Annotated in this window: 18 protein-coding genes; 3 read left to right on the forward strand and 15 right to left on the reverse strand. The window is 69.5% G+C overall.

Annotated features, from left to right (window positions below; translation table 11 throughout):
• Positions 1-251 precede the first annotated feature (251 nt).
• Entirely contained in the window at positions 252-1,139 is an 888-nt protein-coding gene (locus ACFPA8_RS18715) for a helix-turn-helix domain-containing protein (protein ID WP_386449941.1), read from the forward strand.
• The gene (locus ACFPA8_RS18720; RefSeq protein ID WP_386449943.1) at positions 1,136-1,381 is read left to right on the forward strand and encodes a DUF397 domain-containing protein; all 246 of its coding nucleotides are present in this window, start codon (positions 1,136-1,138) and stop codon (positions 1,379-1,381) included. Before ACFPA8_RS18715 ends, ACFPA8_RS18720 begins: the two co-directional genes overlap by 4 nt.
• A 36-nt stretch (positions 1,382-1,417) precedes the next feature.
• On the opposite strand, the gene ACFPA8_RS18725 is transcribed toward ACFPA8_RS18720, so the two are convergent.
• The 5 genes from ACFPA8_RS18725 to ACFPA8_RS18745 form a co-directional block, all read right to left on the reverse strand.
• Entirely contained in the window at positions 1,418-2,833 is a 1,416-nt protein-coding gene (locus ACFPA8_RS18725) for an FAD-binding oxidoreductase (protein WP_386449945.1), read from the reverse strand.
• A gap of 768 nt (positions 2,834-3,601) precedes the next feature.
• Positions 3,602-4,090 carry a hypothetical protein gene (locus ACFPA8_RS18730; protein WP_386449947.1) on the reverse strand — a complete coding sequence of 163 codons (489 nt, stop codon included), beginning with the start codon at positions 4,088-4,090 and terminating at the stop codon, positions 3,602-3,604.
• A complete protein-coding gene (locus ACFPA8_RS18735; protein WP_386449949.1) occupies positions 4,059-8,717 on the reverse strand; it encodes a putative T7SS-secreted protein in 4,659 nt (1,552 codons plus the stop codon). Before ACFPA8_RS18735 ends, ACFPA8_RS18730 begins: the two co-directional genes overlap by 32 nt.
• Before the next feature lie 2 nt (positions 8,718-8,719).
• Positions 8,720-9,343, reverse strand: coding sequence for a hypothetical protein (locus tag ACFPA8_RS18740; RefSeq protein ID WP_386449951.1), 624 nt, complete (start codon positions 9,341-9,343; stop codon positions 8,720-8,722).
• Positions 9,340-9,726, reverse strand: a complete 387-nt coding sequence (locus ACFPA8_RS18745) for an SseB family protein (protein WP_386449953.1) — start codon at positions 9,724-9,726, stop codon at positions 9,340-9,342. Before ACFPA8_RS18745 ends, ACFPA8_RS18740 begins: the two co-directional genes overlap by 4 nt.
• 664 nt (positions 9,727-10,390) lie before the next feature.
• On the opposite strand from ACFPA8_RS18745, the gene ACFPA8_RS18750 reads away from it, so the two are divergent.
• Positions 10,391-10,927 (forward strand): flavoprotein, encoded by a 537-nt coding sequence (locus ACFPA8_RS18750; RefSeq protein WP_386449955.1) that lies wholly within the window; start codon positions 10,391-10,393, stop codon positions 10,925-10,927.
• A 79-nt stretch (positions 10,928-11,006) separates the two neighbouring features.
• Here the strand turns inward: ACFPA8_RS18750 and ACFPA8_RS18755 are convergent, their stop codons facing one another.
• The 10 genes from ACFPA8_RS18755 to ACFPA8_RS18800 form a co-directional block, all read right to left on the reverse strand.
• Positions 11,007-11,843 carry a helix-turn-helix domain-containing protein gene (locus ACFPA8_RS18755; RefSeq protein ID WP_386449957.1) on the reverse strand — a complete coding sequence of 279 codons (837 nt, stop codon included), beginning with the start codon at positions 11,841-11,843 and terminating at the stop codon, positions 11,007-11,009.
• 55 nt (positions 11,844-11,898) lie between these two features.
• A complete protein-coding gene (locus ACFPA8_RS18760; protein WP_386449959.1) occupies positions 11,899-12,126 on the reverse strand; it encodes a hypothetical protein in 228 nt (75 codons plus the stop codon).
• 477 nt (positions 12,127-12,603) lie between these two features.
• Positions 12,604-13,602 (reverse strand): sugar phosphate isomerase/epimerase family protein, encoded by a 999-nt coding sequence (locus ACFPA8_RS18765; RefSeq protein ID WP_386449961.1) that lies wholly within the window; start codon positions 13,600-13,602, stop codon positions 12,604-12,606.
• A gap of 64 nt (positions 13,603-13,666) precedes the next feature.
• A complete protein-coding gene (locus ACFPA8_RS18770) occupies positions 13,667-14,872 on the reverse strand; it encodes a Gfo/Idh/MocA family protein (RefSeq protein ID WP_386449962.1) in 1,206 nt (401 codons plus the stop codon).
• Between the two features lie 77 nt (positions 14,873-14,949).
• On the reverse strand, positions 14,950-15,963 hold the full coding sequence (locus ACFPA8_RS18775) for a substrate-binding domain-containing protein (protein ID WP_386450452.1): 1,014 nt from the start codon (positions 15,961-15,963) through the stop codon (positions 14,950-14,952).
• A gap of 101 nt (positions 15,964-16,064) precedes the next feature.
• Complete coding sequence (locus tag ACFPA8_RS18780; RefSeq protein ID WP_386449964.1) at positions 16,065-17,084, reverse strand: ABC transporter permease; 1,020 nt, start codon at positions 17,082-17,084, stop codon at positions 16,065-16,067.
• Positions 17,078-18,595, reverse strand: coding sequence for a sugar ABC transporter ATP-binding protein (locus tag ACFPA8_RS18785; RefSeq protein WP_386450454.1), 1,518 nt, complete (start codon positions 18,593-18,595; stop codon positions 17,078-17,080). Before ACFPA8_RS18785 ends, ACFPA8_RS18780 begins: the two co-directional genes overlap by 7 nt.
• Before the next feature lie 348 nt (positions 18,596-18,943).
• Positions 18,944-20,125, reverse strand: a complete 1,182-nt coding sequence (locus ACFPA8_RS18790) for an ROK family transcriptional regulator (RefSeq protein WP_386450455.1) — start codon at positions 20,123-20,125, stop codon at positions 18,944-18,946.
• Between the two features lie 259 nt (positions 20,126-20,384).
• The gene (locus ACFPA8_RS18795) at positions 20,385-20,984 is read right to left on the reverse strand and encodes a helix-turn-helix domain-containing protein (protein ID WP_386449966.1); all 600 of its coding nucleotides are present in this window, start codon (positions 20,982-20,984) and stop codon (positions 20,385-20,387) included.
• A gap of 131 nt (positions 20,985-21,115) precedes the next feature.
• Positions 21,116-21,793 carry a GntR family transcriptional regulator gene (locus ACFPA8_RS18800; RefSeq protein WP_386449968.1) on the reverse strand — a complete coding sequence of 226 codons (678 nt, stop codon included), beginning with the start codon at positions 21,791-21,793 and terminating at the stop codon, positions 21,116-21,118.
• Positions 21,794-22,076: the final 283 nt, after the last annotated feature.

Here is a 22,076-nt window from a genome sequence, read left to right on the forward strand (position 1 = left end):
GCACATCTCGGGCTGCACCCCGGCCGCAGAGCAGCCGAAGGCGTGAACGCACGTACGGTCACGCCGAGTTGGGAACCGAACCGCTCCTGCCCCTCGTTCAAGCCGGGGCTCGGGCGCGGCTGTCCGCCAGGTCACCAACTCGTACGCGGTATCCGCGTACGAGTCGAAGCGGTGGACAACTCCGGTCACCGTCCGTGACCATGCGTGAGTTCAGGGTGTGCAGGGGCGAACGCGCAAGGGGGCGACCGGAGATGGCGGACGCTGTGGGTGGGGACTCGGACGCCGACAGGATCGGCGTCACAGCAGGCGGCGGCTGCCCGAGCAGCGGCGCCGAACCGGAGTCATCGGACAGCCTCAAGGCGTTCGGAGAGGTCCTCAAAGCCTTCCGGAAACGGGCGAGACTGACGCAGGAGGAGTTCGCACCGCTGGTGCGCTACTCGCAGCCGACGGTGGGCTCGATCGAGCAGGGACGGCGCTTCCCGCAGCCCGAGTTCGTGGAGCGCGCCGAAGAGGTGCTCGACGCGTTCGGGGCGCTACGAGGCGCGGCCCGGCACCTCTCGCGGCAACCCGGCCTGGCGAGCTGGTTCCGCCAGTGGGCACGCCTGGAGGCGGAGGCGATCACGCTCAACACGTACGAATGCCGCCTGATTCCGGGCCTGTTGCAGACGGAAGCGTACGCGCGGACGCTCTTCGTCAACCAGCTCCCGCCCCTGGACGACGCGCAGATCGAGGCCCAGTGGGAGGCGCGAGCTCAGCGGAAGCAGCTGCTCACCGAGCGCCCGACCACGGCCTACAGCTTCATCCTGGAGGAGCACCTGTTCCTGCGGCGCATGGGCGGAGTGGAGGTGACCCGTGGACTGATCGACCACGTGTTGGCCGTGGCGGAGCAACGGAACGTGGAGATCCAGGTCATGCCGGTGGTTAGGGAGAGCCATGCGGGGTTGCACGGCCCAATCCGGCTTCTGGAGACGCGTGCTCACCGCTGGTTCGGATACAACGAGGGGCAGGAGCACGGACAGTTCATCTCCGATCCGAAGACGGTGAGTACCCATCAGATGAGGTATGCCAGGATGCGCTCACAGGCTCTCCCCCTCGAAGACTCCCTGAGCCTGCTGCGGCGGATGCGAGGAACGCTATGAGCACCACTGAACTGTTCTGGTTCAAGAGCAGCTACAGCAGCAGCGGCGACGGCGACTGCGTCGAGATCGCCCTCTCCTGGCACAAGTCGAGCCACAGCAGCGGTTCGGGTGACGACTGCGTGGAGGTCGCCGCCTGCCCCGATGCCGTCCACGTCCGTGACTCCAAGAACGAGCAGGGCCCTCAGCTCGCCCTCTCCCCCGCCGCGTGGAGCAGCTTCATCTCGTACGCGTCCGGGACTTGAGCCACCCGCCAACTCGGTGACCGGCCACGACGTACGTCATGGCCGGCGCGCGGCCCGTGCGAACAGTCCCTCCGGGTCGTAGGCGGCGCGGATGCGCTCGAGCCGCTCCTCGTGCGAGCCGAAGGCCGCGCCCCGCAACTCACTCGCGTCCTCACCGAGTCCGGCGAAGTTGATGTATGTCCCGCCGCTCGAGAACGGCTTCGTCGCGTCCCAGGCCGAGCGCGCCCACCCGATGGCCTCCTCGTCCATCGCCGGGTCCCGCCAGCCCGCGTCGATGCTCAGGTTGTAGCGCGCGGACCGGTACGCGAACGCGCTGTCGTCACCGCCGACGCGCGCCACGGCGCCGCCCAGCGTCCGGATGACGATCAGGCTCTCGGGGGTCGGCCGCCGGGAGTCCCAGTCCACCAGGGTCCTGATCGCCTCGTCGCTCAACTCGTCCATGAAGTGCGACTTCATGAAGTAGCGCTCCCCGTCCGGGAATCGCCAGGTGTTCGCGCTCTGCAGCGTGACGTAGGGCATCGTTCCGCTCAGATCCATGAGCGGCGGGCCCAGATCGCGCAGCGGCGCCAGGGCCGCGGTGGCGCTCTCACCCGGCGGGCCTCCGTACACGCCGCCGACCATGACGCATTTCGCTCTGTGCAGCTCCTCCGGGATCGGCGGTTCGGCGGGGACGCTCCAGAGCAGGATCTCGGGCGTCACCGTCTCCGGCGCGGTGAGCGTCGCGTCCCGCCAGGCCCGCAGAACTGCCTCGGCGTTCTCGTACGGGTGGAGGACCAGCGCTCCGGCCACCTCCGGGCCGAACGGATGGAGGTCGAACTCGAAGGACGTGACGACTCCGACGCCCCGGCCCCCGCCACGTACCGCCCAGAACAGATCGGGCTCCTCCTCCCGGCTCACTGTCCGCACCTCGCCGTCCGCGGTGACGATCTCGACCGAGCGGAGGTTGTCGCAGCTCAGGCCGAACGTCCGCATCACGAAGCCGAGGCCGCCGCCGAGCGTGAGACCCGCGATCCCCGTCGCCGAGATCTCCCCGCCCGGCGTGAACAGCCCGTGCAGCTGGGTCTCGCGGTCCAGCTCTCCCCAGGTCACGCCCGCCTGGGCGCGTGCCGTCCGGGCCGCGGGGTCGACATGGATGCCCTTCATCGCCGAGAGGTCGATCACCAGCCCGTCGTCGCAGACCCCGCTGCCCGCCACCTGGTGCCCGCCACCGCGGATACTGACGACAGGACGGTGCTTGCGCGCGACCTGTAGCGCCTCGACGACGTCCGCCGTGCCCGAGCAACGGGCTATGACAGCGGGACGGCGGTCGATCAGGCCGTTCCACACGGCGCGGGCCTCGTCGTAGCCGGGATGCCCGCGGTCGATCACCTCACCCTGGAACGAGGAGCGAAGCTGATCGGCGATCGCCTGCTCCCCAGCGGCTGTCGATGTGGCTGTCTGGTCGTCCGACATCGGCGTCACCTCCCCGGTGCGCGCACTGCTGGCCGCTGTCCGTTCTTCCACGGTACGGCCGGCGGCGCGGTTCAGCTGATCGAGCGAAGGTGACTTACCAGTTCCCAGAAGGAACTACCGGCGCCATGCTCGGGCACACCCGACGCAAGGCAGTCTTGAATTCATTCGCCAGGCTCGTAAAGAGCGTCAAGACCTCGCACCGGGGCACCAGTTCAACTCCCGGAATCGCCTTCCAACTGGTACGCGAATAACAATGAATCGTCACGAAATCACCGCACGGAACGAAGGTGAGACTTCACTGGCCCCCCCTTTTTTAGATGCAGCTGTGCTGCCGGCGACACGATGGAGACTCGCGACATCACCTCAAATTCCGCGTATGCCACCGGGAGAGCCTGGCAGCCAATCCCAGTGGCCAGGACACTGCCGCAGTCGCGTGACTCCCTGCAGGAGACACTCCCTTAGAGTCGCAGCTTCCGTCCGTATATGCGCTCGGCCTCCCAACCCGGGCCCGGACAGCACGAGAGTCCGGGGACTACCGCATTCCCGCATCCTCTCATCATCAACCTTAAGGATCACCGTTACGCCTGCCCGGCCGAGCCTCTCCATCAATTGCTCGACATCCACCTCGAATGCGCTCCTGTCAATACCGTTCAAAACCGCTCGACTTCACCTGCAACGCTCCTCATCATCGACTATGTCGACGAGTCCACACTCTGACCTTCACAAAGACGACCCATTACAGAGAATCAAGGTCGAGCTGATACTTATTCAGGTGTTCTGGACAGACTCGCGGAACAGACGCACCCGGGACATGCTCGTCACCCACTCGGAAACGCGATTCCCGTCCTCGTCGACCGAGCAGCGCGGCTGCACGTACCGCCAGGGCTCTTGCGGATCGAACGCTTCATCAAGTTCGTCCAGGAAGATGATCGAATTCTGCACATAGACCGCATCCACTTCCCGGTACATTGGCCAACACGAAATAAAGTTGCTGTGCACTGGGTCAGTAATGGAGGAGATAAGACAGGAAGTCGTCGTCTCGGCTTGTTCGAGTGCAGTCAGCGCCCGCCGCCAGCTCCTACGGTATTCATTCACTGACCAAAAGCTCAGTTCCATTAGAAAGGTCTCCATGAAGCCGCCGACCTTAATCCTGCCGACAGCCTGAGAGCGCGACGCAAGCTGATTCTCTGAAGCAAGCTCGTCGAGCACCTCGATCGAGAAGTCATTATTCTTTGACATAGTTGAGATCACTGTCATAGGTTCCGATCCGTTGTCCCCTGCGGTTGAACATCTTCCAGCCTTCCGAAACATTATGCCCGTCGACATCTGGCGTGATGTAGTTCCTGCCGTTATGAAATACAACCTGTCCGTGGGAGTTGAACGGCGCTCTGTGTGCGGGAATTCTTCTGTCATATCCGAGCTCCGCCGCCCGATCGGCCACGGTCGGTCCGTACGTTTCTCGATTTTGTCGACTGCGCTCAGCCACCGAGTCGGGGTGGTAGGGGTCGCCCTTGAGTGCTGGGGAAGGTGTATACCCCTCAGGAAGATCAGTGTTGCCACTGCCAGCCGGCTCACACTTAAGCCCCAGTGGGTCCGCCCACGTGTGGGGGTTGTGGACGTACGTGACCGGGTTCGGGGCAGGGTCGAGGCCGAGGGGGTCCTGGGAGAGGTAGCGGGCCGTCGTGGGGTCGTAGTGGCGGTGGAAGTTGTAGTGCAGGCCCGTCTCCGGGTCCGCGTACTGGCCGGGGAAACGCAGCGGCGTATACGCCGTCGCGTCCGCGTTCCACGTCGTCGTCCCCCACAGGGTGCTGCGGGTGCGCCAGGCGATACCGCCGCTCTCGTCCAGCAACTCCGTCGGCGCACCCACCAGGTCCGTGGCGATCGCGAAGAAACGTGAGTCGATCTCCGCCTGCGTCGTCTCGTCCGTGATCCGCTCGGTCTGCGTCAACGGCCGCAACCCGTCGTGATCCCACGTCAACGTCACCGGGTCCGGCAGGTTCGGAGCGCTCGTCGTCTGCTCGATCAGCGTCGGACCGTCCCAGGTGAAGTCCACCTGCTCCAGGACCTGTTGACCGTCCTCGCCGAGCCGCTGCTTGGCGATCCGCCGCCCCAGCGGGTCGTACAGATACCGCCAGCGCACCCCGTCCGGCGTCACCACCGACGTCAGACGGTCCTCACCGTCCCAGACGTACCGCCACGTGTCCGGCTTCTTCGACAGCCGCGACTTCTGCCGCAGCACCGCACGACCCGCGTCGTCGTACTCGTAGCGGATCGACCCGGCCGTCAGCAGCTTCGTCCCGCTGTAACTCCGCTCGCCGCGGGCGTCCGAACCGGCATGCTGCGCGGGCCAGTCGGCGGACGTCTGGTTGCCGGCCTCGTCGTACGCGTACGTCTCCGACCAGTTCTCGGCGCGGACAGCGGTGACACGTCCTGCGCGGTCCAGGTCGTAGAGCTGGGAGCCGTTCAACTGGTCCTCGACGCCGACCAGATGGCTGTCCGCGCGGTAGCGGTACGTCCGCCGCTGCACCGTGCCCGCCGACGGACCGGCGATGGTCTGGGACGCCAGGCGTCCCGCCGGGTCCCAGAGGCTGGTGAAGGTGAGGTCGGCCTCGCCGAAGCTGCGGCTTGTCTCGCGTCCGGACTCGTCGTGGCCGAAGGTGAGCGTGTGGCCGTTCGTGGTGAGTGAGGTGCGGTTGCCGGCCGCGTCGTACGTGTACGTGGTGACGGTTCCGGCGGGGGTGACGCGTCGGGTGCGGCGGCCGAGCGGGTCGTAATCGTGGGTCAGGACACGGCCGTTGACGGCTTCGTCCTTGACGCGTCCGAGCTTGTCCCGGCGGCAGAGCAGGTCCGCGTCGGGCCCGTGGGCGGATATCAGACGCCCGGCCGCGTCGTAGGTGTAGTCGGTCGCGTCGCCGTCGGCGTTCTTCCTCGTGACGCGGCCCATGGCGTCACGGGTGAAGCTGATCGTCTGGCCCGCCGGATTGGTGCGGAAGGCGAGTCCGCCGGCGGCGTCGTGGCCGTACTGCAGGGTGCGGTCGTCGAAGTCGGTCTCGGATATCAGCCGGCCCGCGGGGTCGTACGTGTAACTCCAGGTCAGCCCCTGGGGGTTGGCGACCTGCACCAGCCGCAGCTCTGTGTCGTAGGCGAAGGTGTGGCGGACGCCGTCGGGTCCGGTCTGGGCCGTCCGCAGGTCGAAGTGCGTGTACTCGTAGCGGGTTTCGCCTCCGGCAGCGTCGGTGTGGGTGAGGCAGTTGCCCTCACCGTCGTAGGTCCAGGTGTGCACTTCGCCGCCCGGGTCGACGCGGCGTACGAGACGGCCCTCCGGAGTCCACTCCAGCCGTGTGACGGCGCCCGACGGGTCGGTGACCGTGACGGGACGGCCGAAGGCGTCGCGGACGTACGCCGTGGTGCCGCCGAGCGGGTCGGTGACAGCCAGCGGCAGCCCGGCCCTGTCGCAGCGGACGGCACTGGTCGCACCCAACGGGTCCATGACGGAAGCGAGATGGCCGCGCGCGTCGTAGCCGTACGCCGTCGTCGAACCGGCCGGGTCGGTGACGGCGGTGAGGAGGCCGCGCTCGTCGCGGGCGTACCGCCACTCGGCGCCGTCCACGGCCGTCCTGCGGACCGGACGGCCGTCCTCGTCGTACTCGACGGCGACCTCGCCGCCGTCCGGCAGCACGACGCGCAGCGGGCGCCCCGCGTCGTCGTAGGTGTACCGGACGGTGCCGCCGAGATGGTCGGTGACTGTGAGCGGGCGGTGCTGGACGTCGTAAGTGGTGTGCGTGGTGTGCCCGTTGGCGTCCGTCTCCGCGACGATCCTCAGCTTGCTGTCGACCAGATAGCGCTTGGTGTGGCCGAGGGAGTCGGTGACGCGGGTGAGGGTGTGGCCGGGAGTCTCGGAAGGCAGGCCGTACTCGAAGGTCGTGCGGAGATGACCCGCCTCGCCCGTGTGGAAGACGCAGCGGTCCTCGTCGTCGTAGGTGTAGGAGAAGGAACGGTCGTTGCTGTCGGTCCAGGAGACGATGCGGCCGCGTTCGTCGACGCCGTACCGGAGCGTCGCCCCTGTGGAGTCGGTGACGGCGGTGAGGTGACCCGCCTCGTCGTAGCCGTACGACTTCAGCGGCTGGTCCGTGCCGTCCGGCGCCCCGCCCGCCAGGGACAGGGCCCGCACCCGACCGCCCTGGCACTCGAACTTCAGCTCGTAGCCGCCGGAGTGGCTGACGGACAGCGGCGCACCGGTCTCGTCGTCCCACTCGAACGACGCCCATCCGCCGGTCTCTTCGCCGAGCGCGGCGATGCGTGCGACGCCGTCCCCGCCGGGCGGTGCGTCTTCGGGGGCGGCGAAGGTGCGCGTGAGGCCGCCGACCGGATCGGTGAGGGTGTACGAGCCGTCGGTCCGGCGGTCCAGCGGCCAGGGCAGGCCCTCCTCGGGGAGGACGGGAACGCCGGGGGCGGGGTGCGGGTAGGGACGGACGCTGCCGTCGGCGGTGACGTAGACGACGCCCTCGGCATCGACCTCCAGCCGCTCGTCGAGCGTCGAGGCCCAGGCGGGACCGAACCAGCCGCCGAGGCGGTAGGCGGATTCGAAGGTGCGGGCAAGAGCGAGCGGGAAGGAACCGGGCAGCGCGACGTCGGTCTCCTGGAGAACCATGCGTCCCGTGGCCATGTCCACCGGTTCGTTGCGCAGGACCTTGCATTTCAAGTCACGGGCCAGATCGCCCAGTCGCTCCTTGACCGTCTTCCGCGCGCCCTGCTCCGCGCCCTCCTTGACGCCGTGCTTCAGCGCACCCTTGAGTCCGCCCTTGGCGGCTCCGCCCGCGCCCTTTCCGCCGGCGAGGTCGACGAGGAGCTTCCCGAAAGCCTCGCCGGGGTCGCGCCAGTTCTGGTTCTTCACGATGCCGACGAGGCGTTCGGGATGGGCAACGGTGGAGGCCAGGCCGGTGACGACGCCGTTCATGTTCTGCGCGTACTGGCCCGGATGCGTCATGTTGTACGGGTCGGTCGGATTCAACATCCGTGCGAGGCCGACCAGTTCACCGACGCCCTTCAGCGCACCGCCCGCGATGTGCATGCTGTTCAGGGCCATGCCCTCGAACATGTCCCGGCCGGCCATCTTCACGGTCTCCCAGGCCCCGGGCAGTTCCGGAGCCTGCTCCACCAGCCCCCGCATGGTGTCCTTCGCACGGCGTGCGGCGTCGTCGCGCTGGCTGCGCGCCTCGCGGACCATGTGCTGCGCCCGCTCCAGCCCGGCCTTGCCCGGGTCCTGGAAAGGTGGCGGCTTCGGACCCGGGTCACCTCCGGACTCGTTCTTCCGGTTCCAGTCGTCGGCCTTCGCGTTGTAGTCGTCGACCGCCTTGTCGGAGGCGGCCTTCGACTTCTTGTACAGGGCGACGGCCTCCTTGGCCTCCCCCTGTGCCCACTCCACGGTGGACGCGTACTGGACGATCTGCTTCGCGGCGGACTCGCAGGCGTCCGCCGCCTGGATCCAGAACTTCGGCTGCGGCTCGAACTCGGACCGGAACGCCTCCCCGGCCTCGCCCTCCCACCCGTGCACGTCCAGGCGCTTCAGCCCGGAGCCGAGCTTGTCGAACGCCTTGAAGAAGTCCCGCAGATGCTCGGCCCGTTCGGTCAGCTTCTCCACGTCGCCGTGGATGATCTCCTTCGGGTCCTCCGTCTCGCCCAGCTGCCGTTCGGCGACGTCGGCACCGAGCTTGTCCGCCGTCCACTCGCCCGCGTCCCGTACGCCCTCGGCGGCGCCTTCCAGACCGATCTCGTCGAGGCCGTCGGCGGCCTTGCCGCCCGCCCACTCGACTCCGTCGCCGACCTTCTCCAGGCCGTCCTGCACCGCGCCGATCGGGTTGTCGAACGCCTCCCCCAGTCCCACGGTCAGTTCCCCCCGTCGCCCCTGTCGTTCCCCTGACCGCCCTGCCCCTGCTCAGGCGGCCCGTCCCACTGCCAGTCCGAGTCGTCCCACCGGTCCGGACCGGCCACGTCCTGCCACGGGGAGTTGCCGAAGTCGTCGCCCACCTGGCCCCACTGGTCGCCCATCTCGCCCAGATCCGGCGTGGAGGCGTCGAACTCCGGTGCGCGCGGCTTCACATCGCCCCACACCTCGCCCCAGGACTTCTCCCCCGCCTTGTCCCCCTCCGCGACGCCCTGCTGCGGGTTGTACGAACTGGACGTGACGACGACCTCCTTGAGGGTGTCGTTCACGTACTGCTCCTGCTGGTGGTAAAGCCCCGCCGACAGCCCGAGCCGCTCCGCGATGTCGTTCAGGTCCTGCATCTTCCCGTTGATCGCCATCCCCCACCGGCCGCAGAACTGCCCGAAGACGGAGGCGAGTTCACCGTTGCCCATCTCCATGCCGGACATCTGCAGGAACTGGAACCCCTGCCCCTGCTGCGCGTTGATCGAGAAGAAGCCGGTGTCCTCCAGCTCCGCCGTCGCCGCCCTCAGACCCTGCTCGACCTGCTTCGCCGCCTGCGGGTCGAACTTGTAACCACCGCTCATGCCGTCTCCCCCTCCGGCTCCTCGTCCACGGCCACCTCGTCCGGCACGATCCCCTTCACCGGCGGCAGCAGGAACGCCTCTTCACTGCCCACGTCGACCGCGATCCCGCACGGCACGCCGACCTCCGCCAGGGTCTCGTCCAGCAGCCGGGCCCCGTAGACCTGCCGGAACTCCCACTCGCCGCCTTCACCCCGGCCCCGCGCGAAAGCCGTCAGCGTGTCCGTGCCCGTGAACGCGTAGATCCACCGCAGACCGCCCTGGTCACCGGTGAGGACGCCGCCGTACCGGATCGGCACGAGCAGCAGGGATCTGCGGAACTCCCCCAGCGTGGCGGACACGTGCTCCCGTGCCGCATCGAGGTCCGCGAAGCCTTCCGTCAGCATGACACCCCCGTCCGATCCGCCGTTCCGACCGCAGGGGACGCGACGCGCCCCGCGACAGATCCGTCCCGGCCACCCGCTCCTGCGGACGTCAACTCGCCGACGGGCCTCGGCACCAGGGCCGGGCGTCGGCGGAACTCCCCGAATTTCGCCGCCACTTGGTGCAGCTCTGTGCGACCGTCCGCGGACGCTGCCGCTTCCCCCGACATTCGTGCAACTCCCCGTCCCCCGACGTCTCGACAGTCCCCATCACCGTACACACGGGGACCGACGCCTCCTGGGGACGGAGGTCCGATGAGGCCATGATCACGTCTGGGCCCCGGGCGGGCGACCGCCGCCGGAGTGCTGGTCCACGACCAGAGTGGAATTCCCCCGTGGCGAGCCATTCGGGGTCGATGAAGCACGAGACCTCGACGAAGGTGCACGACGTCACCAGCGAGGCCCCCGCAGCCCTGAGCGCGGCCTCAGCGACGGCAGGCACCTGACGGTCCGGGCGTGCACGTCCCCCGCCCCACGGGGGTCTCGTCGTCGCCGAGGGGGCGGTACCGGCGACCGCGACGTACGGTCCTCCGCGCACGGCACGCGAGGCAGCGTGCGGGTTCGCGCGGCGGAACGGACACGGAAGGGTCCCTCAGGTCCGGCCGCCGCTGTGGTGGGATGCCGTTCCATGACCTCTCGTGTCCTGTACCTGTTCGGCTCCGCCGCCCCGCCCGTGCTCGACATCGCGGACGTCGTCCGCCGTGCGCAGGCCGACGGCTGGAGCGTGTGCGTCGGGCTGACGCGCACAGCGGCCGAGTGGCTGGAGGACGAGCTGCCGGCACTGGAGCGGCAGACCGGCCACCCCGTGCGCAGCGCCGCGCGGACGCCTTCGGACGTCGCGGTGTGGCCCCGGGCCGACGTGGCGGTCCTCGCGCCCGCGACCTTGAACACCGTCAACGCTGCCGCGCTCGGGCTCACTTCGGACTTCGTCACCGGCTACATCGTGGAGGCCGTCGGGAAGCGGTGGCCGCTGGTGATGATGCCGAGCGTCAACAGTGCCTACGCCACACATCCCCAGTTCGGGCGCAGCATCCGTACCCTGCGGGGCGCGGGCGTCCGGGTGCTGTACGGGGAGGGCGGCTTCCAGCCGCTCCCACCGGGCCAGGGCGACCCCAAGGCGTATCCCTGGCACCTCGCCCTGGAGGCCGCAGCCGCGATGGTGTGACGACGGGTGGCGAGGATCAAGACACTCCTCCTTCAGATTCTGCTGCGAGCAGTTCCCGGACCCGTGACTCCCTGGGGAGTCACTTCGTCCGTATCGCCTTCGCACGCTGCTGACGCAACTCGACTCGCACTCTCTCTTTCGCGTCGGCATAGCGCTTCCTGAGACAGGTCTCGTCTGGATGCACTTGTGCGAGAAGTCTCGCCAGCCGTTCGTGCGATGCGTAAAGACCTCTGAGACGGGCCTCAGCTCGTTTTGCCCTGAGCTGGGCCCGACGCTCGTCCTTGACGCCATGCTTGTCCTCAACGGCGGGCTCGTCCTTGACCGCGAGGTCGTCCTGCACCACATGTTGGTCCTCAACAGGGGGGCGGGAAGACTGCTCGCTGCGGCTTAGGCCCCCTGCGCCCGAAGGGAGCCGACGCTCCCGGTCCGCCCTGTCCCAAGCGCGGCCCCATTCCTCAAGTTCCCCGCCCTGTACGTCGAAAGCCTGAGCGAAGTCCAGTACTTGCTCACGGGTGGGGACGGCATTTCGTTGCAGGATTCGCCAAAGCGTGGTGTGAGGGAGTTTTCCGTTCGGAATGCGACTTTCGATCACTGCGTAAGGTCGAGCTCCGTCTCTCCGGTGCAGATCCAGCATCGCCGAGTGCAAGCTGGCGAAGTCCGAGACATACGGAATGAGGACCGGCATCCGCTTCTCGCTCGCCCGTGCTTCGGCATACCGGGCTCTGACCCAGAGGCTCTCCGCCTTCTTGCAATCCGCTTCGCACCCCTTGGCGAAGGCCATGACGACCCGCAGCTTGGGCACACTCCTGCCGGACGCGGCCCGGGCGAGTGTGTCGGCGCTGGGGTCTGTGCGTTCGGCCAGCTGCTCGTAGGTCAGCCCAGCGCCCTGGCGCTGGGCACGCAGCCACAGCGCCAAGGCCTCTAGGCTTTTCCCGCACGCCGCCACTGGCTTTTCACGGCGGCCCACCGATTCAGCCGAGCGGCTCCGCAGCCGGTGTGGCGCATCCCTGTTGAGTGATCCTCCTTACGAGATAGAAGAGCTCCACCAGGAGCCCCGCGCCCGACAGAGCTGCAGCACCGGCATCGTCCGTCTCGATCACCGCGATGATCAGTACGACGACGAGCACGACCTCCGCAGCGGTGAACTTGCGCCGCCTGGGCGTCGCGCATGAAGCTGGGAAACGGAAATATTTCGTCACGGCCCTGTTGTCCCTTCGCACCGTGTGGGCTCCAACTGTCCAGTGCTGGAAGGTGATTGCCGTCACCTCCCGCACATTCCCCGATACTCACAGCTCGACTTGGTGCGCTCAACCCGCTCCAGGACTTCCCGGCCGCATTTCCGCATCCTTATCCCGGCCCGGTCGTTGCAGACCTGACTCCACCCGCCCCACGAATTCCCTGGTCACGACGTCGCACGACGTCGCACGACGTTGTTTCGCGCGTCTCCGTCCCACTTTTCCAACCAGCAGCTCAGATGGCATCATTGAGGCACCGGACTGATGAATCCGGGTCCCTTCGACTGCGGGCTCCAACCCAGACCCAAGGGAAAGTGGGCAAGACGTTGCCGCGTGCTGCTCACCGCCGGTGCCACGGCCGATGTGCGCGTGGCACCGGCATTCGCTCTTCGGATCCGTCCCCGCCGCGGTCGAGCCGGTCCGTCCCCGCCGCGGCGGCCGTCAGGAGCTGAAGGCCGCGTCGAAGGACGACGCCGGCGGGTCGTAGTCGAACGCCTTCAGCCGTCGCAGCGCCTCCGGCGCACCCGCCAGGCGGTCCATGCCCGCGTCCTCCCACTCCACGGAGACCGGCCCGTCGTAGCCGATGGAGTGGAGCATGCGGAAGACGTCCTCCCAGGCCACGTCGCCGTGTCCGGCCGAGACGAAGTCCCAGCCGCGCCGCGGATCGCCCCACGGCAGGTGGGAGCCGAGACGCCCGTTGCGGCCGTCCAGCCGGGTGCGGGCCTCCTTGCAGTCGACGTGGTAGATGCGGTCGCGGTAGTCGTAGAGGAACCCGGTGGGGTCGAGGTCCTGCCAGACGAAGTGGCTGGGGTCGAAGTTGAGGCCGAAGGCCGGGCGGTGGCCGATGGCCTCCAGCGCCCGGTGCGTCGTCCAGTAGTCGTACGCGATCTCGCTGGGGTGCACTTCGTGGGCGAACCGGACGCCCTCCGCGTCGAACACGTCCAGGACGGGGTTCCAGCGTTCGGCGAAGTCCTCGTAGCCGCGGTCGACCATGTGCGGCGGCACCGGCGGGAACATCGCGACCAGGTGCCAGATGGACGAGCCCGTGAAGCCGACGACGGTCCGCACCCCCAGCGCCGCGGCAGCACGGGCCGTGTCCTTCATCTCCGCGGCCGCGCGCTGCCGTACGCCCTCGGGTTCGCCGTCGCCCCAGATCCGGGCGGGCAGGATGCCCCGGTGCCGCTCGTCGATGGGGTTGTCGCAGACGGCCTGACCCACCAGATGGTTGGAGATCGCCCAGCACTTCAGGCCGTACTTCTCCAGCAGGGCGTGCCTGCCTTCCACGTAGCCGCTCTCGTTCAGAGCGCGGTCCACCTCGAAGTGGTCGCCCCAGCAGGCGAGTTCGAGACCGTCGTAACCGAAGTCGCGGGCGAGTGCGCAGACTTCCTCCAGCGGCAGGTCCGCCCACTGGCCGGTGAAGAGCGTGAACTGACGTGGCATGTTCGGGGCCTCCTGGTCTCTCGCCGGCGTCGGACCGGCTGACTGGCGGTGACAGGCCGGGACTTCAGCCGGCGACGGCGGTGTACGCGCTGTTCTTCGACGCGCTCTCCTCGACGGCTGCCAGCACCCGCTGCACCTGGAGGCCGTCGGCGAAGGAGGGTTCGGGGTCGGTGCCCGTGGCGACGGCGTAAAGGAGGTCGCGGGCCTGGTGGACGAAGGTGTGCTCGTAGCCCAGTCCGTGCCCCGGCGGCCACCACGCCTCCAGGTAGGGGTGGCCGGGCTCGGTGACCAGGATGCGGCGGAAGCCGGACTCCTGGGCCGCGTCGGTGTGGTCGTGGAAGTGCAGTTCGTTGAGGCGTTCCAGGTCGAAGACCAGGGAGCCGCGTGTGCCGTTGAGTTCGACGCGCAGTGCGTTCTTGCGGCCGGCGGCGACCCGGCTGACCTCGAACGAGGCCAGCGCGCCCGACGCGAGGCGCCCGTTGAAGACGGCCGCGTCGTCGACGGTGACGGGGCCCCGTTCGCCGTCCGGAGCCTCGCCGGGCAGCGGGCGCTCCGTCACGAAGGTCTCCGTCTGCGCGGACACACCCGCGAGCGGGGAACCGGCGAGGTGCTGTGCGATGTCGACGGCGTGCGCCCCCAGGTCGCCGAGCGCACCCGAACCGGCCGCCTCCCGGCGCAGCCGCCACGCCAGCGGGAAGGCCGGGTCGACGAGCCAGTCCTGGAGGTAGGAGACCCGTACGTGCCGCAGCTCCCCCAGCCGTCCCCCGTCCACCATGCGCTTGGCGTGCGCGAGGGCGGGCGTGCGGCGGTAGTTGAAGCCGACCATCGTCAACTGGCCGCGTGCGCGGGCCACCTGGGCTGCCGCCGCCATCGTCTCCGCCTCGGCGACGGAGTTGGCGAGCGGCTTCTCGCACAGGACGTGCTTGCCCGCCTCCAGGGCGGCGACGGCGATCTCGGCGTGGCTCTCGCCGGGGGTGCAGATGTCGACCAGGTGGATGTCGTCGCGGGCGACCAGCTTTCTCCAGTCGGTCTCGGCGGCGGCCCAGCCCAGCCGCCCCGCCGCCGTCCGTACGGCTTCCGCGTCCCGGCCGCACACCGCCCTCATGGCCGGGGCGAGCGGCAGGTCGAAGACCCGTCCGACGGTGCGCCAGCCCTGCGAGTGCGCGGCCCCCATGAAGGCGTAGCCGACCATTCCCACACCGAGCGGTGGCGCCGACCCGGGCTGTTCGGGGCGTCCGGGCGCGGGGGCGGGCACGGTCTCGTCGGACATGGGACTCCTCCCTGTCGGGATGTGCGGTGTGGGGAGCGGGGCTGCCTGGCGTGGTGCGCGGCGGCGCGCGGCAGCGCCTACTTGAAGCCGGTCGGGAGGTATTCGTCGACGTTCTCCTTGGTGACCACGGCCGAGTAGAGAGTGATGGAGGCGGGGATCTCGAACTCGGCGAGGCCGCCGACGCCCTTGCCCTGGCCGAGCGCGCGGGCGAGGTCGATCGCGGAGGCGGCCATCGTCGGCGGGTAGAGGACGGTCGCCTTGATGACGCCGTCGTCCGCCTTGATTGCGTCCATGACGCGGCGTGAGCCGGCGCCGCCCACCATCAGGAACTCGTCCCGTCCGGCCTGCTCGATGGCGCGTTCCGCGCCCACGCCCTGGTCGTCGTCGTGGTTCCACAGGGCGTCGAACTTCGGCTCGGCGCGCAGCAGTTGAGCCATCTTGGACTGGCCGGACTCGACGGTGAACTCAGCGGCCTGGCGGGCGACCTTCTCGATGTTGGGGTAGTTCTTGAGCGCGTCGTCGAAGCCCTTCGTACGCTCCCGGGTCAGCTCCAGGTTGTCGATGCCGGCGAGTTCGACGACCTTGGCGTTCTTCTTGTCCTTCAGCTTCTCGCCGATGTAGCGCCCGGCGTTGAGGCCCATGCCGTAGTTGTCGCCGCCGACCCAGCAGCGGTATGCCTGCTGGGAGTCGAAGACGCGGTCGAGGTTGACCACGGGGATGCCCGCGCGCATGGCCTTCAGGCCGACCTGGGTCAGCGCCTTGCCGTCGGAGGGGAGGATGACGAGGACGTCGACCTTCTTGTTGATCAGCGTCTCGATCTGGCCGATCTGCTGGGCGTTGTCGTTGGAGCCCTCGGTGGCCTCCAGCGTGACGTCCTTGTACTTCTTCGCCCGGGCCTTCGCCTGTTCGTTGATGGCGTTCAGCCAGCCGTGGTCGGCCTGGGGCCCGGCGAAGCCGATGGTGACCTTCTTGCCGGGCTTGTCGTCGGCGACGTCGGCCTGGCCCTGGGCGTCCGCCTCGTCGTTGCTCTTGTTGCTGGTGCAGCCCGCGCCGAACAGGGCGGCGCCGGCGGCTGCCGTGCCGAACAGCATGTTCCTGCGCGAGGTGCGTGAAGTGGGCGCCGGGGCAGGCGAGTCGGCGTTGGAGGAGGAGTTTTCACGGCGGGGTGTGTGCCGGCTGTCGGACATCTCGGTCATTGCGTCTTCCGACCCTTCTGGACCAGGACTGCGGCGACGATGATCGCCCCCTTGGCGATCTGCTGGACGTCGCTCTGGAGGTTGTTGAGAGCGAACAGGTTGGTGATCGTGGTGAAGACGAGGACTCCCAGCACGGAACCGGTGATGGTGCCCCGGCCGCCGCTGAGCAGGGTGCCGCCGATGATCGCGGCGGCGATGGCGTCGAGCTCGTAGAGGTTGCCGTTGGTGTTCTGACCGGACCCGGTGAGGACGATCAGCATGAAGGCGGCGATGCCGCAGCACAGTCCGGACAGCAGGTACAGCAGCAGCCGCTGCCGCTGCACCGCGATGCCCGCCAGCCGGGATGCCTCGGCGTTGCCGCCGACGGCCACGGTGCGGCGTCCGAACGTCGTGCGTCCCAGCACGAGCCAGCCGAGCACCGCCACGGCGGCGAACACCAGCACCAGCGGCGGGACGCCCAGCACGTAGCTGTCGGAGACCCCCAGGTCGAGGACGGAGTCCACCGTGACGACCTGCGTCTTGCCGTCGCTGATCAGCAGGGCGAGGCCGCGTGCCGAGGCGAGCATGGCGAGCGTGGCGATGAAGGGGACCATGGGGCCGTACGCGATGAGCACGCCGTTGACGAGTCCGCAGCCGAGCCCCACGCACAGCGCGCACAGCAGTACGCCGCCGAGGCCGTACTCCTGCGTGGCCACCGTCGTCGCCCACACCGAGGCGAGCGCGACGATCGCGCCGACCGACAGGTCGATGCCGCCGCCGATGATGACGAAGGTGACGCCGACGGTCACCACGCCGATGACGGAGGACTGGGTGAGGATCAGCTGGAGGTTGTCGCCGGTGAGGAACTGCTCCGGCCTGGTGACCGCGCCGACGACCACCAGCGCGGCGAGCACCCCCAGCAGGGACAGATGACGCAGTCCCATCCGCGGGGCGCTGATCCTCCGCCGCGCCGGTTGCGGCGGGGTCGGCGGCGGCGCGGACTCCTTGACCGCGTCGGAACCGGGTGAGCTCAGCACGACGGGCTCCCTTCCATGACGAGGTCGAGCACCCGGTGCTCGTCGAGCTCCCGGGCGGGTGCGGTGTGCACGACGCGGCCCTCCCGCAGGACCAGCACCCGGTCGGCGAGACCGAGGACTTCGGGCACTTCGCTGGAGACGAGGAGGATCGCGACGCCGGAGTCCGCGAGCCGGCGGATGACGGAGTACAGCTCTGCCCGTGCTCCGACGTCGACGCCGCGCGTCGGCTCGTCCAGCAGGAGCACCTTGCAGTCGCGCAGCAGCCAGCGGGCGAGGACGACTTTCTGCTGGTTGCCGCCGGAGAGCGTGCGCACAGGCCGGTCGGGGTCGTCGGGGTGGAGGGCGAGGTCGCGGGTGCGGGCGCGGGCGGCGGCCCGTTCGGCCCCGCGGTCGAGCCAGCCGCCGCGGGAGAAGCGGGGCAGCGCGGAGACGGAGACGTTGCGGGTGACGGATTCCAGCATCAACAGCGCCTGGGACTTGCGCTCTTCGGGTGCGAGACCGATGCCGGCGCGTACGGCGGCGGTGACGTTCCCGGGTCGCAGCGGCTTCCCCTCGACCAGGATGCGCCCCGCGGTCGGGCGGCGGGCCCCGGAGAGAGTCTCCAGGATCTCCGACCGGCCGGAGCCCACGAGTCCGGCGAGGCCGACGATCTCGCCGCGGCGGAGTTCGAGGTCCAGGGACGCGAACTCCCCCTTCCGCGCGAGTCCTTCGGCGCAGAGAACGGGCGGCGGCGGTGCCGCGTGCAGCACGCGGTCCTCCAACGGCTCGGTGGAGACCGGGCGTTCGGGGAAGGCGTACTGCACGTCCCGGCCCGTCATCAGCGCGACCAGGTCCTGGGTCGCAGTCGTACGCGCCGGGAGACCGCCGGCGGCGACCCTGCCGTCCTTGAGGACGGACACGCGGTCGCCGATGCGGCGGATCTCCTCCAGCCGGTGCGAGATGTAGACGACGGCGACACCGTCCGCTGTGAGGCCCTCGACGATGCGGAAGAGGTTGCCGACCTCGTCGGGGTCGAGCGCGGCCGAGGGTTCGTCCATGACGATGAGGCGCACGTCGTGGGAGAGGGCCCGCGCCATGGAGACGATCTGCTGGCCGGCGGCCGGGAGGGCGCCGACGGCGACGTCCGGGTCGATCTCGGGGTGGCCGAGCCGCCGCAGCAGTACGGCGGCCCTGCTGCGGGCGTCGCGGGCGCGGATGAAGCCGCGGACGGCGACCTCGTTGCCGAGGAAGATGTTCTCGGTGACCGACAGGTGCTCCACCAGGTCGAGTTCCTGGTAGATGGTGGCGACGCCCAGCCGCATGGCCGCGACGGGGGTGTCCAGCCGCACCGGACGGGCCCGCCAGCGGATCTCGCCCTCGTCGGGCTGGTGCGCGCCGGCGAGGACCTTGATGAGGGTCGACTTGCCCGCGCCGTTCTGCCCCAGCAGGCAGTGCACTTCACCGGCCTCGACGTCCAGGTCGACACCGTCCAGCGCCCGTACGCCGGGGAAGGTCTTGGTGATGCGGACCATGCTGAGCAGAGGGGACGGGCGGTCCGGTGACGAGGGTGGTTCCGCGGGAGCGGGGCGGACGGGTGGAGCCATGGAGGGCCTCCGTGCGTGCGGGCAGGCGGACCGAGCGGCGGTACGGCGGTTGCTGTGCGGCGGTACGGCGGTTGCTGTGCGGCGGTTCCGAGCGGGCAGTGCCTGGGCGGTGCTTCTTGACCGTGCTTCGTGGCCGTGCTTCTTGACCGGGGGTCGCGGACGAGAGCGAGGGTGCGGGACGGTGCGACGCGCTGTGCTACGGGGCCGGGCACGCCGGGTGCCACGGCCGGAGCCGGGGTGGGGACGGCCGGGCGGAGGTGTCCCGGCCGGGTCGTGTCAGGCCGGGGAGAAGAGGTGGTCGCTGATGAGGCGGGCGGCTCCCGTCACGCCGGCGGCGGGACCCAACTCGCCCAGGACGATGGGGAGGTTGCCGGTCGCGAGGGGCAGCGACTGGCGGTAGACCTGGGTGCGGATGCTGGCGAGCAGAGTGTGGCCGAGGCCCGTCACACCGCCGCCGATCACCACGAGTCCGGGGTTGAAGAAGCTGACGAGCCCCGCGATGACCTGGCCGACGCGGGTGCCGCCGTCGCGGATGAGGTCGAGTGAGGTGCCGTCGCCGGCTGATGCGGCGGCGGCGACGTCCTCGGCCGTCAGCCGTCCGGCGCTCTCCAGACGGGCGGCCAGTTCGGCCGAGAGACCGTCGCGGGCGGCGGTCTCGGCGTCCCGTGCGAGCGCGGACCCGCCGAAGTAGGCCTCCAGACAGCCGCGGTTGCCGCAGGGACACGGACGTCCCTCCGGCTCCACCTGGATGTGCCCGATGTCGCCCGCGCTGCCGGTCGTGCCCCTGTGCACCTCGCCGCCGGCGACGATGCCGCAGCCGATGCCGGTACCGATCTTCACGCAGAAGAAGTCCCGTACGGAGCGGGCGACTCCGGCCTGCATCTCCCCCATCGCGATGAGGTTCACGTCGTTGTCGACCATGACGGGGCAGCCGAGTTCCTGGCTGAGCGCCTCCCGTACGGGGAAGCCGTCCCAGCCGGGCATGATCGGCGGCGCGACCGGGACGCCCTCGGGGAAGCGCACGGGCCCGGGTACGCCGATGCCGGCGCCGTCGAAGCCCTCGGCGACACCCGAGTCGCGGAGCTTGGCGACCATGGCGAGCACCTGGTCGAAGACGGCGACGGGCCCTTCCCGTACGTCCATGGGCTGATTGAGGTGGCCGAGGATCTCCAACTCGGGGTTGGTGACGGCCACATCGATGGAGGTGGCTCCGATGTCGACGCCCAGGAAGCGGAGTTGAGGCGTGAGCCGCACGTTGTGCGAGCGGCGGCCACCGCGTGACGCGGCGAGTCCGTCGGCCACGACGAGGCCGGTCTCCAGCAGCCGGTCGATCTCGACGGCGAGCTTGGAACGGGAGAGGTCGACCTGATCGCCGAGTTCCGCGCGGGAGTTGGGGCCGCCGTCCCGCAACAGCCGGAGCAGTCGCGCCTGGTGGGCGTTCGCGGGCCTCGCCGTCATACGTCTCACCGCGGACCTCCCTCCCCTGACCGACGTCCGGCGGCATCGGCCTGGACGCGAGCTGGCTGCTCCCCCGGGGCCGCGAAGCCGCGGACACTGTCCGGGATTGACTGGGAACGTACCAGCGCTCTGCGCAACGGGGAAGAAGTTCTGCAGGAATCGCTTCGACTTTTCCCATGTAGAGGACAAAGGTCCGTGCGGGGCCTCGCCCGCGTACGGCACGCCTCGCCCCTTCACTGCACCGGCCGCGCACCGCCGTTCACCCGTCGGGCTTCTCCCGGGCCCGCGGTCCGGCGCGTACGTGCATGCGTTCGCCCTGGCGGCCGAAGAGGCTGAGGATCTCGACGGGCCCCGCCCCCGCGCTGCCGAACCAGTGCGGCAGCCGCGTGTCGAACTCGGCGGCCTCCCCGGGGCCCATGACGAGGTCCTTGCCGGCCAGAACGAGACGCAGACGCCCGGCGAGCACGTAGAACCACTCGTACCCCTCGTGCGTGCACGGATCCGGGCTCGTCCTGTCGGCGGGGACGATCAGCTTGTACGGCTGGAGCGGCCCCGGCTGCCTGGTCAGCGGAATCACGGTGCTGCCGTGCACGCGCGTCGGCTTCAGACGGATGCGGGGGTCACCCACTTCGGGCGCACCCACCAGTTCGTCCAGGGGGACCTGATGGGCCTGGGCGATGGGCAGCAGCAGCTCCAGGCCGGGACGGCGCTGCCCGGCTTCCAGGCGGGAGAGCGTGCTCCTGGAGATTCCCGTGGCCTCGGCGAGCGCGGCCAGCGTCATGCCCCGCCCGGTGCGCAGCCGCTTGAGGCGGGGGCCGACCTCGGTGAGGGCCTTGGCCACGGCAGATGACTGGTCCACGCGCTCATTCCACTGCGCCGCCCCGAAAACAGCAACAGTGATTGCCGCTTTCGCATCACCACCCGCAGCCCGACTCCGGCTGCGCCCGCATCCTCGCGGCCGGGCTGCCGGAGCCCGGGCCGCCGGGCGGATCAGCCGGGGTCGCGGTGGTGGTACGAGTTGCGCGTGTGCTCCGTGTGCTTCCGCATGACCGCCGTCGCCCGCACCTCGTCACTGTCGGCGATGGCGGCGATCAGCTCGCGGTGCTCGATCCACGACTGCGCACCGCGCTGCCGCGCCACGGGCGTGTAGTACCAGCGCACGCGGCGGTCGACCTGACTGGCCAGTTCGGCGAGGACGGGGTTGCCCGCGAGCTTCATCACCCGCGCGTGGAAGGCGGCGTTCGCCTCCACGACCGCATCGACCTCGTCACGGCCGACGGCCGCCTCACCGCGGCGGCACAGCTCCTCCAGCTCCGCGACGCCCTGGGCGTCGGCGTTGACGGCGGCGAGCCGGGCGGCCTCGGCCTCCAGCAAGGTACGTACGGTCAGCAGCTGATCGGCCTCGTCCTCGGTGGGCTCGTGCACGAAAGCACCCTGGGCGGGACGCAGATCGACCCAGCCGTCGGTGTTCAGCCGCTGCAGCGCCTCCCGCACGGGCTGACGCGAGACGCCGAGATGCTGGGCGAGCTCGCTCTCGACGAGGTGCTGGCCGGGCCTGAGCGCACGCGTGGTGATGAGCTGCAGCAACGCCTCGTAGACCCGCTCCCGGAGCGGGCCGGGCCGCTCCAGCTTGGGCATCGCGCCTTCCGGCAGTCCTGCGGACAGCATTCCGCGACTCCTGACCTTCGACCAGTCCTGGGCTATTGAATACAGTCTACGGAGTGCATTGTCCTCGGCGGAATCAGTGCCGGCTTCTCCCACTGTGTGACGCGTCACACACAGAACCCCAACAAGCCCCGCACACCTGGCAGATGATCGCGCGAGGCCCTGCACCACGGGCGTCACCCACCGGATCGCACGCCACGGGCGGGAGATTCTCCCACGCAGGGACGTCCGCGTCGTCCGGGACGGTGACCTCGGTGCACGCGGTGCACGCGGTGCGCCCGGGACC

Origin of the sequence: Streptomyces ovatisporus (assembly GCF_042653885.1) — a bacterium.
Lineage (GTDB): Bacteria > Actinomycetota > Actinomycetes > Streptomycetales > Streptomycetaceae > Streptomyces > Streptomyces ovatisporus.